Origin of the sequence: Cellulosimicrobium sp. 4261 (assembly GCF_040546915.1) — a bacterium.
In the GTDB taxonomy this organism is placed as follows: domain Bacteria; phylum Actinomycetota; class Actinomycetes; order Actinomycetales; family Cellulomonadaceae; genus Cellulosimicrobium; species Cellulosimicrobium cinnabarinum.
Genome location: NZ_JBEPOQ010000019.1, coordinates 19,971 through 35,318, shown reverse-complemented (window position 1 = coordinate 35,318; position 15,348 = coordinate 19,971). Strand labels below are relative to the sequence as shown.

Sequence of the window (15,348 nt, the reverse complement as noted above, 5' to 3'; positions counted from 1 at the left end):
AGACCATGGCCTATCCGCTGCACCGCGCACCCTCGTCCGCCGCCGACGCGCACCCCGGAGCCGCGTTCGGCGTCCCCGCCTCCCCGGACCTGCCCGCGATCGAGCGCGAGGTCCTCGCCTACTGGGAGGCGGACGACACGTTCCGTGCCTCGGTTGAGCGCAACCCCGCCGGGGAGAACGGCAGCAACGAGTTCGTCTTCTACGACGGCCCGCCGTTCGCCAACGGCCTGCCCCACTACGGGCACCTGCTCACGGGCTACGCGAAGGACGTCGTGCCGCGCTACCAGACGATGCGCGGCAAGCACGTCGAGCGTCGCTTCGGCTGGGACACGCACGGCCTGCCCGCCGAGCTCGAGGCGATGGACCAGCTGGGGATCAAGACCAAGGAGGAGATCCTCGAGCTGGGGATCGAGCGGTTCAACGACGCGTGCCGCGCGTCGGTGCTCAAGTACACGAGCGAGTGGCAGGACTACGTGACCCGCCAGGCGCGCTGGGTCGACTTCGAGCACGACTACAAGACGCTCGACCCGACGTTCATGGAGTCGGTCCTGTGGGCGTTCAAGCAGCTCTACGACAAGGGCCTCGTCTACGAGGGCTTCCGCGTGCTGCCCTACTGCTGGAACGACCAGACGCCGTTGTCCAACCACGAGCTGCGCATGGACGAGGACGTGTACCAGGTCCGCCAGGACCCCGCGGTGACCGTCGGCTTCCGGCTCGAGACGGGCGAGCTCGCGCTCATCTGGACCACGACGCCCTGGACGCTGCCGTCCAACCTGTTCGTCATGGTCGGGCCCGACGTCGAGTACGTCGTCGTGGAGTCGTCGTTCACGGGCGTGAAGGAGCGCTACGTCATCGCGGCGGAGCGCCTCGGCGCGTACGCGCGCGAGCTCGCCGACGAGGGCGTCGAGGACGTGACGACGCAGGTCGTGGAGCGGCTCACGGGTGCCGACCTCGTCGGGCGGTCGTACACGCCGCCGTTCTCCTACTTCGCCGGGCACGCCGGCGCGCACCGCGTCGTCGAGGCGGACTTCGTCACGACCACGGACGGCACCGGGCTCGTGCACAACGCCGGCGCGTTCGGCGAGGAGGACAAGGTCGTCTCGGACCGCGAGGGCGTCGAGCCGGTGCTGCCGGTCGCGTCCGACGGCAAGTTCGTGTTCCCCGTCGTCGACTACGAGAGCCTCCAGGTCTTCGACGCGAACGCGCTCATCATCGACCACCTCAAGGGTCGGACGCGGCACGACGCCGCGGCCGCGCAGGGGGAGGCGGCGCCGGACATGGCCCTCGGTGCCACGAGCCCGGGCACGGTGCTGCTGCGTCGCGAGTCGTACGCGCACTCCTACCCGCACTGCTGGCGCTGCCGGCAGCCGCTCATCTACATGGGCGTGTCGTCGTGGTTCGTCGCGGTGTCGAAGTTCAAGGACCGCATGGTCGAGCTCAACGAGCAGATCTCCTGGACGCCCGAGCACATCCAGCACGGCCAGTTCGGCAAGTGGCTGGAGAACGCGCGCGACTGGTCGATCACGCGCAACCGGTTCTGGGGCAGCCCGGTGCCGGTGTGGCGCTCGGACGACCCGCAGCACCCGCGCGTCGACGTGTACGGCTCGTTCGCCGAGCTCGAGCGCGACTTCGGCACGCTCCCGCGCAACGAGAAGGGCGAGCCGGACCTGCACCGCCCGTTCGTCGACCGTCTCACGCGGCCGAACCCGGACGACCCGACGGGCCGCTCGACCATGCGCCGCGTCGAGGACGTCATGGACGTCTGGTTCGACTCGGGGTCGATGCCCTACGCGCAGGTGCACTACCCGTTCGAGAACACCGACTGGTTCGAGCACCACAACCCCGGCGACTTCATCGTCGAGTACATCGGCCAGACGCGCGGCTGGTTCTACACGCTGCACGTCCTCGCGACCGCGCTGTTCGACCGCCCGGCGTTCCGCTCGGCCGTCTCGCACGGCATCGTGCTGGGCTCCGACGGCCGCAAGATGAGCAAGTCGCTGCGCAACTACCCGGACGTCAACGAGGTCTTCGACCGCGACGGCTCCGACGCGATGCGCTGGTTCCTCATGAGCTCGCCGATCCTGCGCGGCGGCAACCTCGTCGTCACCGAGGACGGGATCCGCGACGCGGTGCGCCAGGTGCTGCTGCCGCTGTGGAGCACGTACTACTTCTTCACGCTGTACGCCAACACGTCGAAGGCGCAGGCCCGGAGCGGCGGCGCGGTGCCCGACGGCGGCGGGTACGTCGCGCAGCGCGTGGCGCCCGAGCGCGTGGCCGGGCTCCCGGCGCTCGACCGCTACCTGCTCGCGCGCACCCACGACCTCGTGGTGCGCGTGACCGGGCAGCTCGACGCGTACGACATCGCGGGCGCGTGCGAGACCGTGCGCGAGCACCTCGACGTCCTGACGAACTGGTACGTGCGCACCCAGCGCGACCGGTTCTGGTCCGAGGACGCGGACGCGTTCGACACGCTGTACACGGCGCTCGAGACGCTCACGCGCGTCATGGCGCCGCTCGCCCCGCTGCTCGCGGAGGAGGTGTGGCGCGGCCTGACCGGCGGGCGCTCGGTGCACCTCACCGACTGGCCGGCGTCCACCGAGGAGGTCGGGGAGCGGCTCGTCGGCGAGGACGGCTCGTCCGCCGGGGCCGTGCGGCACGTCCCGGACGCGTCCCTCGTCGCCGACCCGGCGCTCGTCGCCGCGATGGACGAGGTGCGCGCCGTCGCGTCGGCCGCGCTCGGCCTGCGCAAGGCGCACCAGCTCCGGGTGCGCCAGCCGCTCGCGCGGCTCACGGTCGTCGTGGACGACCCGGAGGCGCTCGCGCCCTACACGGACCTGCTGGCGCGCGAGCTCAACGTCAAGGCCGTCGAGCTCGAGTCGACCGACTCGGACGCCGCGGAGCGCTTCGGCATCACGCAGCGCCTCGCGGTCAACGCGCGCGCCGCGGGCCCGCGCCTGGGCCGCGGCGTCCAGGCCGTCATCAAGGCCGCGAAGGCCGGCGCGTGGCGCGTGGACGACGCCGGGGAGGTCGTCGTGACGACGGACGACGGCGACATCGCGCTCCTGCCGGCGGAGTACGAGCTGACGACGGTGGTCGCCGACCGCGGCGTCGCTGCGGGCGAGGCGCCGAGCGTCGCCGCCGCGGTGCTCGCGAGCGGCGGGTTCGCCGTCCTCGACCTCGCGCTCGACGACGCGCTGCTCGCCGAGGGGTACGCGCGCGACGTCATCCGCGACGTGCAGGACGCCCGCAAGGCCGCCGGGCTCGACGTCGCGGACCGCATCCGGCTCTGGCTCGACGTGCCGGGCGAGTGGCTCGCGGCGGTCGAGGAGCACCGCGACCTCGTCGCGCGCGAGACGCTCGCGGTCGAGGTCGTCGTCGAGACGTCGCCGACCGACGTGCGGTCCGTGCGCGTCGAGAAGGCCGACGGCACCGTTCCGGACACGGCGGTGATCCTGTGAGCGCCGCGCGCAAGGACCCCGGCGCCGCACGCCGGCAGAGCACGAAGGACGCCCGTGCGGCCGCGGAGGACGCCGCCGCCCAGGCGGACCTGGAACGCGTCTACCAGCACATCGTGTCGCGTGCTCCCGAGCACGACTTCGACCCGACGATCGACCGCGTCCGGCGTCTGTTCGAGCTGCTGGGGGACCCGCAGCACGCGTTCCGGACGATCCACCTCACCGGGACCAACGGCAAGACGAGCACCGCGCGCGTCGCGGAGCGCCTCGTGCGCGAGCACGGCCTGCGCACCGGCCTGTTCACGAGCCCGCACCTGACGAGCGTCACCGAGCGGATCGTCGTCGACGGCGAGCCGCTCTCGCCGCGCCGGTTCGTCGAGGTGTGGGAGGACGTCTACCCGTACGTGCAGGTGGTCGACGCGGAGCTCGCGGAGACCGGGCAGTCGCAGCTCAGCTTCTTCGAGGTCCTCACGGCCGTGGCGTTCGCCGCGTTCGCGGACACGCCCGTCGACGTCGCGATCGTCGAGGTCGGCATGGGCGGCGAGTGGGACTCGACCAACGTGGTCGACGCGGAGGTCGCCGTCGTGACGCCCGTCGCGCTCGACCACGAGCGGTGGCTCGGGAGCACGCTCGAGGAGATCGCGACGGTCAAGTCGGGCATCGTCAAGGAGGGCGCGACCGTCGTCTCGGCGGCGCAGCGCCCCGAGGTCGAGGAGGTGCTCCGCGCCCGGGCGGAGCGCGTCGGCGCGCGCCTGCTGCGCGAGGGCGTCGACCTCGACGTGGCCGCGCGCCAGGTCGCGGTCGGCGGCCAGCTCCTCGACCTGCGCACGCCCGCGGCGCTCTACACCGAGGTGTTCCTCCCGCTGCACGGCGAGCACCAGGCGCACAACGCGCTGCTCGCGCTCGGCGCGGTGGAGGCGTTCCTCGGCGGCCGGGCGCTCGACGGCCCGCTCGTCGAGGCGGCCTTCGCGGACGTCACGTCGCCCGGCCGGCTCGAGGTCGTGCGGTCCAGCCCGACCGTCCTCGTCGACGCGGCGCACAACGCCGCGGGGGCCGAGGCGCTCGCGACGGCGCTCGGCGAGGCGTTCGACCTGCGCCACCTCGTCGGCGTCGTCGCGATCATGGCCGACAAGGACGCCGAGCCGCTCCTCGCGGCGCTCGAGCCGGTGCTCGCGGAGATCGTCGTGACGCGCAACAGCTCGGAGCGCTCGGCCGACCCGACGGAGCTCGCCGAGCTCGCCGCCGACGTCTTCGGCGAGGACCGCGTGCACAGCACCGAGCGCCTCGACGAGGCGCTCCAGGTGGCGGTCGACCTCGTCGAGCGCGACGACGCCGTGGGCGTCGGCACGGGCACGGGCGTCCTGGTCACGGGCTCGGTCGTGACGGTGGCCGACGCGCGCGTCCTGCTCGGTCGCGGCTGACGCCCGGCCGCCGCGCGGCGCGCGGCGGCCGGGTGTTTGATGGAGGCGACGACGGCGGCGGGCGCGCCGGGCGCGGCCAGCCGACGTCGCGGGGGCTGTGGGCGCCCGGAGCACCGGGCGCACGGACCGATGGAGGGATGACCGGTGAAGAAGCTGCTCAACGATCCCCAGGACGCGGTGACGGAGTCCCTCGAGGGCTTCGGCCAGGCGCACGCCGACCTCGTGCAGGTGCACCTCGCGCCCCCGTACGTGTCGCGCGCCGGCGGCGCGGTGGCCGGCAAGGTCGGGCTGGTCTCGGGCGGCGGCTCGGGCCACGAGCCGCTGCACGCGGGCTTCGTCGGCCCGGGCATGCTCGACGCCGCGGTCCCGGGCGCGGTGTTCACCTCGCCGACGCCCGACCAGATCGTGCCGGCGATCCTCGGGGCCGACTCGGGCGCCGGCGTGCTCGCGATCGTCAAGAACTACACGGGCGACGTGCTGAACTTCGAGACTGCGGTCGAGCTCGTCGAGGCGGAGGGCACGCAGGTCACGAGCATCCTCGTCAACGACGACGTCGCGGTCGAGGACTCGCTCTACACCGCGGGACGGCGCGGCGTCGCCGGGACGGTCGCGGTCGAGAAGATCGCGGGCGCGGCGGCCGAGCGCGGCGACGACCTCGGCACCGTGACGGAGATCGCGGGGCGCGTCGTGGCGAACGTGCGCTCGATGGGCGTCGCGCTCACCGCGTGCACGGTGCCGCACGTGGGCCGGCCGAGCTTCGACCTCGCCGACGACGAGGTGGAGATCGGCATCGGGATCCACGGCGAGCCCGGGCGGCACCGGATCCCGCTCGCGTCGGCGGACGAGATCACGCAGCGGCTGGTCGACCCCGTGGCGGACGACCTGGGCCTCGCCCACGGCGAGGACGTGTTGCTGTTCGTTAACGGAATGGGCGGTACCCCGCTGTCCGAGCTGTACGTCGTCTATCGTCAGGCGAGGAGGCTGCTCGAAGGGCGCGGCGTACGCGTGACGCGCTCGCTCGTCGGCAACTACGTCACGTCGCTGGAGATGCAGGGTGCGTCGGTCACCGTGCTGCGCCTGGACGACGAGCTCACCGCCCTGTGGGACGCTCCCGTCCACACGGCCGCGCTGCGCTGGTGAGCGGGTGCCCTTTCGTGCAGTCTCCGGGAGCCGGCGCACCGCCGGCTCGACGGCGAGGAGAGGTGGGGCATGACGCTGGACGTGGCCTGGGCCGAGCGATGGACCCGGCTGAGCGCGGAGCGGATCGCGGCGGCACGGGACGAGCTGACGGAGCTGGACCGCCAGATCGGTGACGGCGACCACGGCGAGAACCTCGACCGGGGTTTCCGCGCGGTGGTCGCCAAGCTCGACGGGGCGGCCGCCGGGGAGCAGCCGCCCGGTCAGATCGGCGACGTGCTCAAGCTCGTGGCCACGACGCTCATGTCGTCCGTCGGCGGCGCCTCGGGCCCGCTCTACGGCACCGCGTACCTGCGCGCCGCGAAGGTGACCGGTCTCGCGGAGCTCGACGCGCACGGCGTCGTCGCGCTGCTCGAGGGAGCGCTCGAGGGCATCTCCGCGCGCGGCAAGGCGCAGGTCGGCGAGAAGACCATGGTCGACGCCTGGCAGCCCGCGGTCGACGCGGCGGAGGCCGCGGCCGACGCGGGCGGCTCGACGGCCGACGTCCTCGCGGCCGCCGCCCGGGCCGCGCGCGAGGGTGCCGAGGCGACCGTGCCGCTCGTGGCGACGAAGGGCCGGGCGAGCTACCTCGGCGAGCGCAGCGCGGGCCACCAGGACCCGGGTGCGACGTCGACCGCGATCCTGCTCGAGGCCGCGCGCGACGCGGCGGCGGCGTGAGCGGCGTGGCCGGACCGGTCGGCACCCGGGCCCGGGTCGCGCTCGTCCTCGTCTCGCACTCGCAGCGCCTCGCGCAGGGGGCCGTCGAGCTGTCCGCGCAGATGGCCCCCGGGGTCCTGCTGCTCGCGGCGGGCGGGACGGACGACGGCGGTCTGGGCACGAGCTACGACCGCGTCTCCGGGGCGATCGAGGAGGCGCTGCGCGTCGCGGACGGCGTCGTCGTGCTCGCGGACCTGGGGTCGGCCGTGATGACGGTCGAGTCCGTGCTGGACCTGGAGGACGGCTTCGACGGCCGGGTGCTGCTCGCGGACGCGCCGTTCGTCGAGGGTGCCGTCGCGGCGGCCGTCACCGCGCACGGCGGCGGCGACGTCGCGGAGGTCCTCGCGTCCGCGGAGCACGCGGGCGGCACGTTCGCCGTCCCCGCCGCCGCGCCGGAGGCCGGGGAGGAGCCCGCGGCGGACGGCACCGTACCGGCGGGGGAGGCCCGCGCCGTCGTGACGCTGCGCAACCCGCTCGGCCTGCACGCCCGGCCCGCCGCCGTGCTCGCCCGCCTGGTCGCGGGGTTCGACGCGAGCGTCGCGATCGACGGCGTCAACGGGGCGAGCGTCCTCGAGCTCATGAAGCTCGGCGCGACCGGGGGGCAGGAGCTGACGGTCACGGGGGAGGGGCCGCAGGCCGCGGACGCCGTGCGCGCGGTCGTCGAGGCCGTGGAGGGCGGGTTCGGCGAGGTCTGACCCGGTGCGGTGTGACCTCCGTCACCCGATGTTGCAGTTGATGCAAAATTGCAGAGGATGCAAGAATGGTCCTCGTGCCGACGACCCCGCCTGACGTGCCCGCTCGCCCCTCGGTGGCCGAGCGGGCCGCGGCGTGCCTCGCGCCGTCGTCCGGCGGGCTCCGGGAGCGCAAGAAGCGCGCGCGTCGCGAGGCTCTCGTCGACGCCGCGCAGACCCTCGTCCTCGAGCGCGGCCTCGACGCCGTGACGGTCGAGGACATCTGCGCGGCCGTCGGCGTCTCGCCGCGCACGTTCTTCAACTACTTCCCCGCCAAGGACGACGCCGTGCTCGGCCTCGAGGACTTCTCGGTCCGCCCGGAGGTCGTCGCGGCCTTCGTCGCGGGCGGTCCGACGGGCGCGCTCCTCGACGACCTCGAGGTCGTCGTGGCCGACGTGCTCGCGCACGAGGTCGTCACCCCGCAGCGCATGGCGCGCACGCTCGAGCTCGTGCAGCGCGAGCCGCACCTCGTCGCCCGCCACGTCGCGTGGGTCGAGGGCCACCGCGCCGAGCTCGTCGAGATGTTCGTCGCACGACGCGCGGTCCGCCCGTTCGTCCCCGACCCCGAGCTCCTGGCGCTCGTCGTCATGAGCCTCCTGCGGGCGAGCACGGTCGAGTGGCAGCAGCAGGGCTGCGAGGACGAGCCGGTGGACCACCTGGCCGGCGTCGTCGACCAGCTCCGCGCGCTGCTCCACGACACGCGCGCCCCCGATCCCGCGGGCACCTGACCGCCTCCTCGCCCCGCCCGGGGACACCACCGCTCGGGTCTCCCACCCGACCTCCCGCACCTCACCAGCCCCCACCCGACGACGGGCCGCGCCCGTCGGCGTGCGCCCGTCCGTCCCGACCGAACCGGATCCTCATGGCCTCCTCCACCGCAGCACCACCCGTCGACGGCGGCAAGCCGCTCGTCGTGCTCACCCCGCGCACCGTGTGGGTGATCTTCGGCGCGCTCATGGCGTCGATGTTCCTGTCCTCGCTCGACCAGTCCATCGTCGGCACGGCGATGCCGACGATCGTCGGCGAGCTCCACGGCGTCGAGCACCAGGGCTGGGTCATCACCGCCTACATCCTGGCGATCGCCATCGTCATGCCGCTCTACGGCAAGTTCGGCGACCTCTGGGGCCGCCGCTGGCCGTTCCTCGTCGCGATCGGCCTCTTCACGGTCGCGTCGGCCGGTGCCGGGTTCGCGCAGTCGTTCCCGGAGCTCGTCGCCTGGCGCGGTGTGCAGGGCCTCGGCGGCGGCGGCCTGATGATCCTGTCGCAGGCGATCATCGCCGACATCGTGCCCGCCAAGGACCGCGGCAAGTACATGGGCCCCATGGGCGCGCTCTTCGGCATCGCCGCGGTCATCGGCCCGCTCCTGGGCGGCTGGTTCACCGAGGGCCCGGGCTGGCGCTGGGCCTTCTGGATCAACGTCCCCATCGGCGTCGCCGCGTTCGTGGTGGCCTGGGTCGCGCTCAAGCTCCCGTCGCACCGCGCGGGCCGCAAGATCGACGTCGCGGGCATCTTCTTCCTCGTCGTCGCGACGTCCGGCATCGTCCTGGTGACGAGCTGGGAGTCGCTCACGACGTCGTCGGGCTACGACTGGTCCGACCCGTGGCTGCTCGGCCTCGTCGCGGCCGTCGTGGTGTCGGTCGCCGCGTTCGTCCTCGTCGAGAACCGCGCCGAGGAGCCGCTGCTCCCGCTGCACCTGTTCAAGAACCGGACCTTCACCATCGCGACGCTCATCGGCCTCGTGCTCGGCATGGGCATGTTCTCGGCGCTCGCGTTCCTGCCGACGTTCCTCCAGATGTCCACGGGCGCGGGGGTCACCGAGTCCGGGTTCCTCATGCTCCCGATGATGGTCGGCGTCATGATCACGGCGATCGGGTCCGGTGTCGCGATCACGAAGACCGGGCGGTACAAGATCTACCCCGTGGTCGGTCTCGCGATCACCGCGGCCGGGATGGTCTGGCTCACGCGGATCACGGGCGACATGTCGATGTGGCTCTTCGGCGCGATGATCTTCGTCATGGGCGCCGGCATGGGCCTCGTCATGCAGACGATCGTGCTCGCCGTGCAGAACTCGGTCGACCCGCACGAGATCGGGACCGCCACGAGCGCGAACAACTTCTTCCGCGAGATCGGCGCGGCCGTCGGGACGGCGCTGTTCAGCACCATCTTCACGTCGCGGCTCGCCGACAACCTCGAGGGGGTCTTCGGGGGCGTGCCGGGGGGTGCCCCGGCCGGCGCCGAGGGTTCGTCGCTCACGCCCGAGATGGTCCAGCAGCTCCCCGAGCCGATCCACACGGGCGTCGTCGACGCGTTCACCGACGCGCTCGCCCCCGCGTTCTGGTACCTGGTCCCGCTCGTCCTCGTCGGGTTCGTGCTCGCGCTGTTCCTGCGCGAGGTCAAGCTCTCCGACGTCGCCGGGATGGTCGCGCGCGGCGAGGCCGTCGCCGACCACGGCGACCTGCGTGAGGACGCCCCCGCGACGGGCGACGCCGAGGGCGCCGCGGTCGTCGTGCCCGCGGGCGGTGGGGGACCGGACGACGAGCGCCCCGGCAGCCGGGAGCGTGACGACGCGCCGGTATCCTGACCGGGTGAGCACCTCGCCGTCGCAGCCCGCCGCGCAGCCGTCCCGCCACGGCCGCGCGGCGGGCCCGGTGCGCCCGTCCCCGGGCGACCGCATCAAGCCCAAGAAGCCCGCGAAGGTCCAGTTCGCGTCGACCACGCTCCTGCTGGAGGCGTTCCTCGTCGTGTTCGCGACGCTCGTGGCCTACGGCCTGCGCGACGTCCCGTACTCGCGCGGCCCGCTCGAGCTGCCCTCCGCGTCGTCGATCTGGGTCGTGGGCGGGGTGCTCGCCGTCGTGCTCGTCGTGCTGTCGCGCACGGTGGGGACCCCCGGCGGGTACGTCGCCGGGTCCGTGGTCCAGGTGCCCGTGCTCGCGCTCGGGCTGGTCGTGCCGATGATGTTCCTCGTGGGCGGCCTCTTCGTCGTCCTGTGGATCGTCTCGATCCGCCTCGGCGGGCGCATCGACCGCGAGCGCGCGGCCTACGACGCCGAGCACCCCGAGACCGCGCCCAACGCCGGCTGACCCGCACGGCGCGCACGCGGCCGGGCGGCCGCCCGCCGGGCGCGGCCCACGTCCCGGCGGCCGGTAGGCTCGGCGACCATGACCGACGTCGCACCCGCACTGACCGAGACCATCGAGCGCACCCTCATCCTCGTCAAGCCCGACGGCGTCCGCCGCGGCCTGTCCGGCGAGATCCTCCGGCGCGTCGAGGCCAAGGGCTACACGCTCACCGCCGTGCGCCTGCTCGACGCGACGCCCGAGCTGCTCGCCGCCCACTACGCCGAGCACGAGGGCAAGCCGTTCTTCCAGCCGCTCGTCGACTTCATGCTCTCGGGCAAGGTCCTCGCGGTCGTGGCCGAGGGCCAGGGCGTCATCCCCGGCTTCCGCTCGCTCGCCGGCGCGACCAACCCGACCGAGGCGCTGCCCGGCACGATCCGCGGCGACCTCGGCCGCGACTGGGGCCTCAAGGTCCAGCAGAACCTCGTGCACGGGTCGGACTCGCCCGAGTCCGCCGCGCGCGAGATCGCGCTCTGGTTCCCCGAGCTCGGCTGACCCGCACCTCCGCTCCCGCCCCGTCCCGGTCCTCCGGGGCGGGGCGTTCGCGTCCCGGCAGCGGTGACCGCGGTCCGCCACGACCGGTCCCGGACGTCCGCAGGATCGTGGGAGCACCGCACTAGGCTCGGGTCCGTGCACCTCAAGACCCTGACGCTGCGCGGCTTCAAGTCGTTCGCGTCCGCGACGACGCTGAGCTTCGAGCCCGGCGTGACGTGCGTCGTCGGGCCGAACGGGTCGGGCAAGTCGAACGTGGTCGACGCGCTCGCGTGGGTGATGGGGGAGCAGGGCGCGAAGACTCTGCGCGGCGGCAAGATGGAGGACGTCATCTTCGCCGGGACGTCCGGCCGGCCCCCGCTCGGGCGCGCCGAGGTGTCCCTGACGATCGACAACACCGACGGCGCCCTGCCGATCGACTACACCGAGGTGACGATCTCCCGCACGCTGTTCCGCAGCGGCGGGTCCGAGTACGCGATCAACGGGAGCGCGTGCCGCCTGCTCGACATCCAGGACCTCCTCTCCGACTCGGGCCTCGGCCGCGAGATGCACGTGATCGTCGGGCAGGGGCAGCTCGACGCCGTCCTGCGCGCGACGCCCGAGGACCGCCGCGGCTTCGTCGAGGAGGCCGCGGGCGTCCTCAAGCACCGCAAGCGCAAGGAGAAGGCGCTCCGCAAGCTCGACGCGATGCAGGCCAACCTCACGCGGCTCGCGGACCTCACCACGGAGATCCGGCGCCAGCTCGGCCCGCTGGGGCGGCAGGCGGAGATCGCGCGCAAGGCCGCCACGATCCAGGCCGACCTGCGCGACGCGCGGGCCCGCCTGCTCGCCGACGACCTCGCCCAGCTCACCGCGACGCTCGAGCAGGAGATCGCCGACGAGGCGGCCCTGCGCGCGCAGCAGGCGGACGTCGAGCGCGCGCTCGCGACGGCGCGCGACACGCTCGGGCGGCTCGAGCGCGAGGCCGCGGAGGCCGCGCCCGCGCTCGGGGCCGCGACCGACGTCTGGTTCCGGCTGTCGTCGCTGCGTGAGCGGCTGCGCGGCACGCGCACGCTCGCCGAGGAGCGCGTGCGCCTCCTCGGGCGCCCCGAGGCGGCGCCCCGCGGGCAGGACCCGGACGAGCTCGAGGCGCAGGCGGAGCGCGTGCGCGCGACGGAGGCCGAGCTCGAGGCGGAGGTCGCCCGCGCGCGGGACGCGCTCGCCGCCGCGGTCACCGACCGGGAGGACGCCGAGCAGGCCGCGGGCGAGGCCGAGCGAGCCGTCGCGACGCTGCTGCGCGGTGCCGCGGACCGCCGCGAGGGTCTCGCGCGGCTCGCGGGGCAGGTCGCGGCGCAGCGCACGCGCGTCGAGGCCGCGGAGGCCGAGATCGGGCGGCTGCGCGAGTCGCTCGCGGAGGCCGAGCACCGGGGCACGCAGGCGCGCACCGAGTTCGCGGTGCTCGAGACCCAGGTGGTCGGCGCCGAGGAGGGCGAGGAGGGCCTGGACGCCGAGCACGAGGCGGCGGCGGACGCGGTCGAGCGCACGACCGCCGCCGTGAGGGGCCTGGAGGCGGACGCGTCCGCCGCGGACCAGGAGCGCGCGACGTGGAGCGCGCGCATCGAGGCGCTCGAGCTGAGCCTCGACCGCAAGGACGGCGCGGGGGCGCTCCTCGCGACGGACGGTGTCGGCGTCGTGGGGTCGCTCGCCGCCCTGCTCGGCGTCGAGACGGGCTACGAGGACGCGGTCGCCGCGGCCCTGGGCCCGGCCGCCGACGCGGTCGCGGTCGAGTCGGTCGACGCCGCGGTCGACGCGCTGCGATACCTGCGCACCGAGGACGCCGGGCGCGCGGGCCTCGTCGTGGCGACCGGGGAGACCGGACCCGGCCCCGCCGCCGTCGACCTGCCCGACGGCGCGCGCTGGGCCGTCGACGTCGTCACCGCCGCCGGGGGAGTCGGCGAGGCGGTGCGGTCGCTGCTCGCGGGCGTGGCCGTCGTCGACGACCTGGGCCAGGCGCGCGCGCTCGTGGCGCGGCACCCGGGCATCGCCGTCGTGACGCGGGGCGGGGACCTCCTCGCGACGACGCGCGCGTGGGGCGGATCGGCGTCGGCGCCGAGCGTGCTGCACCTGCAGTCGGCGCTCGACGAGGCGCGCACCGCGCACGCCGACGCGACGGCCCGCGCCGAGCGCGCCCGGTTCGCCCTCGTGGGCGCGCGCGAGGCGGCGCAGGAGGCGCGCGCCCGGTACGAGGACACGCTCGACCGGCTCAACGAGTCCGACGCGCAGCTCGCCGCGGTCGCGGAGCAGCTCGGGCACCTGGGGGCGACGGCGCGCTCGGCCGCCGCGGAGGCGGAGCGCGTGCGCGCGTCGCTGGAGCGGGCGTCCCAGGGCCTCGACGACGCGCGCGAGACGCTCGCGGGGCTCGTCGAGCGGCTCGAGGTCGCGGAGGCGGCGCCCGAGCAGTCCGAGGACGCGGTGGCGGAGGCGAGCGCCGAGCGCGACCGTCTTCTCGCGCGCGCCTCGGCCGCGCGCACGGCCGAGACCGAGGCGCGGCTCGCCCTGCGCACCAGCGAGGAGCGCTCGCGCGCGGTGGCCGGCCGGGCGCAGTCGCTCGCGCGGGCGGCTGCCGCGGAGCGCGACGCGCGCGAGCGGGCCGCCCGGCGCGAGGCGGCGCGGGTGCGGCAGGCGGGGCGCGCGTCCGCGGTGCGCGACGGCGCGACGCTCGCCCTCGCGGCGATCGACCGGTCCCTGGCCCGGGCGGGCGCGGAGCGGGACGCGGCGGAGGCGGCACGGGCCGAGCGTGACACCGCGGTGACGGCTGCGCGCCGCGAGGTCGACGACCTGGCGTCGCGCCTGCGGGAGCTGACCGACGTCGCGCACCGCGACGAGGTGGCGCGCGCGCAGCAGCAGCTGCGCATCGAGCAGCTCCAGGCGCGCAGCGTCGACGAGCTCGGGCTCGACCCGGCCGTCCTGGTCGAGGAGCTCGGCCCGCACCGCGAGGTCCCCGTCCCCTCCGACGACGACGAGCCGCGCACCGTCCCGTACGACCGGGCCCAGCAGGAGAAGCGGCTGCGCGCCGCGGAGCGCGACCTCGGCCGGCTCGGCAAGGTGAACCCGCTCGCGCTGGAGGAGTTCGCCGCGCTGGAGGAGCGGCACAAGTTCCTCGCCGACCAGCTGGCCGACCTCAAGAAGTCGCGCGCCGACCTGCTGGAGATCGTCAAGGAGATCGACGAGCGCGTCGAGCGGGTGTTCTCGGACGCGTACCGCGACACCGCCGAGCAGTTCGAGCGCGTGTTCGCGCGCATGTTCCCGGGCGGCGAGGGCCGACTGGTGCTCACCGACCCGGACGACATGCTGACCACCGGCATCGAGGTCGAGGCCCGGCCCGCGGGGAAGAAGGTCAAGCGACTGTCGCTGCTGTCGGGTGGCGAGCGCTCGCTCACGGCCGTCGCGCTCCTCGTCGCGATCTTCAAGGCCCGGCCCTCGCCGTTCTACGTCATGGACGAGGTCGAGGCCGCCCTGGACGACGTGAACCTCGGCCGTCTGCTCGAGATCTTCCGCGAGCTCCAGGAGGACTCGCAGCTCATCGTCATCACGCACCAGAAGCGCACCATGGAGATCGCCGACGCGCTCTACGGGGTGACGATGCGCGGCGACGGCGTCACGACGGTGATCAGCCAGCGCATGTCCGAGGCCCGCGAGGGGGTCCTCGCCTGACCGTCGCGGGCAGTCCGTCCGCCTCGTCCGGACCTGGGCGGAACCTCCAGGATCGTTGCAATTCCGGGCCTTGTGAAGATGTGGTGCTGATCGACGAGCCCCGGCGTGGCTGCGGTCGCGACACGTTGCGGCGCCCGGATACTGGTGGGCATGGTCTGGATGTTCGTGTGGCTGGGACTCACGCTCGGCGTCGCCGCGGTCGTGTTCCTGTTCGCGAGCGTCGTCGCGCGCGCCGAGGCGCAGTCGACCGGTGCGACGGGTGACCGACGGGACGGCGAGCAGGGGATGCGCGCCTTCTGGCGCGACTTCCGCTCGGGGCTGCGGCGGCGTCGCCGCCGTGGCGACAACCCGGGCCAGCACGTCGCGACCGTGCGCATGCCGCGGCCCGTGGACACGAGCATCGACGACTTCTTCACCGCCACGCAGGTGACGTCCAACGCGTACGTCGACGCCGAGGAGCTCACCGACGTCCTGCACCGCGCGCGCGAGCGCGTGCGCCCGCTGCACCCGGGGGAGCGTCCTCCCGAGGCGTGAGCACCGCGCCGGT

General features: G+C 74.4%; 11 protein-coding genes. All 11 read left to right on the top strand.

Going from position 1 to position 15,348, the window contains the following annotated elements:
- Nucleotides 1-5 precede the first annotated feature (5 nt).
- The 11 genes from ileS to ABIE39_RS17235 all read left to right on the top strand — a co-directional run bounded on the left by ileS (nucleotide 6) and on the right by ABIE39_RS17235 (nucleotide 15,335).
- A complete protein-coding gene (gene ileS, locus ABIE39_RS17285) occupies nucleotides 6-3,458 on the top strand; it encodes an isoleucine--tRNA ligase (RefSeq protein WP_354052795.1) in 3,453 nt (1,150 codons plus the stop codon).
- Nucleotides 3,455-4,876 carry a glutamate ligase domain-containing protein gene (locus ABIE39_RS17280; RefSeq protein WP_175009619.1) on the top strand — a complete coding sequence of 474 codons (1,422 nt, stop codon included), beginning with the start codon at nucleotides 3,455-3,457 and terminating at the stop codon, nucleotides 4,874-4,876. The genes ileS and ABIE39_RS17280 overlap by 4 nt, the downstream gene beginning before the upstream one ends.
- Nucleotides 4,877-5,020: 144 nt before the next feature.
- Nucleotides 5,021-6,016 carry a dihydroxyacetone kinase subunit DhaK gene (gene dhaK / locus ABIE39_RS17275; protein ID WP_175009618.1) on the top strand — a complete coding sequence of 332 codons (996 nt, stop codon included), beginning with the start codon at nucleotides 5,021-5,023 and terminating at the stop codon, nucleotides 6,014-6,016.
- A 69-nt stretch (nucleotides 6,017-6,085) separates the two neighbouring features.
- Nucleotides 6,086-6,730, top strand: a complete 645-nt coding sequence (gene dhaL, locus ABIE39_RS17270; protein WP_061269007.1) for a dihydroxyacetone kinase subunit DhaL — start codon at nucleotides 6,086-6,088, stop codon at nucleotides 6,728-6,730.
- On the top strand, nucleotides 6,727-7,464 hold the full coding sequence (dhaM, locus tag ABIE39_RS17265) for a dihydroxyacetone kinase phosphoryl donor subunit DhaM (protein ID WP_354052761.1): 738 nt from the start codon (nucleotides 6,727-6,729) through the stop codon (nucleotides 7,462-7,464). The genes dhaL and dhaM overlap by 4 nt, the downstream gene beginning before the upstream one ends.
- 65 nt (nucleotides 7,465-7,529) lie before the next feature.
- Nucleotides 7,530-8,228 carry a TetR family transcriptional regulator gene (locus ABIE39_RS17260; protein WP_175009615.1) on the top strand — a complete coding sequence of 233 codons (699 nt, stop codon included), beginning with the start codon at nucleotides 7,530-7,532 and terminating at the stop codon, nucleotides 8,226-8,228.
- A gap of 134 nt (nucleotides 8,229-8,362) precedes the next feature.
- The gene (locus ABIE39_RS17255; protein WP_175009614.1) at nucleotides 8,363-10,081 is read left to right on the top strand and encodes a DHA2 family efflux MFS transporter permease subunit; all 1,719 of its coding nucleotides are present in this window, start codon (nucleotides 8,363-8,365) and stop codon (nucleotides 10,079-10,081) included.
- Nucleotides 10,082-10,085: 4 nt separating this feature from the next.
- Nucleotides 10,086-10,580: a DUF4233 domain-containing protein gene (locus ABIE39_RS17250; protein ID WP_342779604.1), complete on the top strand. Its 495-nt coding sequence runs from the start codon at nucleotides 10,086-10,088 to the stop codon at nucleotides 10,578-10,580.
- 78 nt (nucleotides 10,581-10,658) lie between these two features.
- On the top strand, nucleotides 10,659-11,111 hold the full coding sequence (ndk, locus tag ABIE39_RS17245) for a nucleoside-diphosphate kinase (RefSeq protein WP_074809971.1): 453 nt from the start codon (nucleotides 10,659-10,661) through the stop codon (nucleotides 11,109-11,111).
- A 135-nt stretch (nucleotides 11,112-11,246) separates the two neighbouring features.
- Complete coding sequence (gene smc, locus ABIE39_RS17240; protein ID WP_354052758.1) at nucleotides 11,247-14,801, top strand: chromosome segregation protein SMC; 3,555 nt, start codon at nucleotides 11,247-11,249, stop codon at nucleotides 14,799-14,801.
- A 150-nt stretch (nucleotides 14,802-14,951) separates the two neighbouring features.
- Nucleotides 14,952-15,335 carry a hypothetical protein gene (locus ABIE39_RS17235; RefSeq protein WP_074809973.1) on the top strand — a complete coding sequence of 128 codons (384 nt, stop codon included), beginning with the start codon at nucleotides 14,952-14,954 and terminating at the stop codon, nucleotides 15,333-15,335.
- The last annotated feature ends 13 nt before the right edge of the window (nucleotides 15,336-15,348 follow it).

Bases quoted from the DNA above. Each gene is read 5' to 3' on its own strand.
- dhaL (WP_061269007.1), top strand. From the start codon at position 6,086: ATGACGCTGGACGTGGCCTGGGCCGAGCGATGGACCCGGCTGAGCGCG.
- ndk (WP_074809971.1), top strand. From the start codon at position 10,659: ATGACCGACGTCGCACCCGCACTGACCGAGACCATCGAGCGCACCCTC.
- ABIE39_RS17255 (WP_175009614.1), top strand. From the start codon at position 8,363: ATGGCCTCCTCCACCGCAGCACCACCCGTCGACGGCGGCAAGCCGCTC.
- ileS (WP_354052795.1), top strand. From the start codon at position 6: ATGGCCTATCCGCTGCACCGCGCACCCTCGTCCGCCGCCGACGCGCAC.
- ABIE39_RS17235 (WP_074809973.1), top strand. From the start codon at position 14,952: ATGGTCTGGATGTTCGTGTGGCTGGGACTCACGCTCGGCGTCGCCGCG.
- ABIE39_RS17260 (WP_175009615.1), top strand. From the start codon at position 7,530: ATGGTCCTCGTGCCGACGACCCCGCCTGACGTGCCCGCTCGCCCCTCG.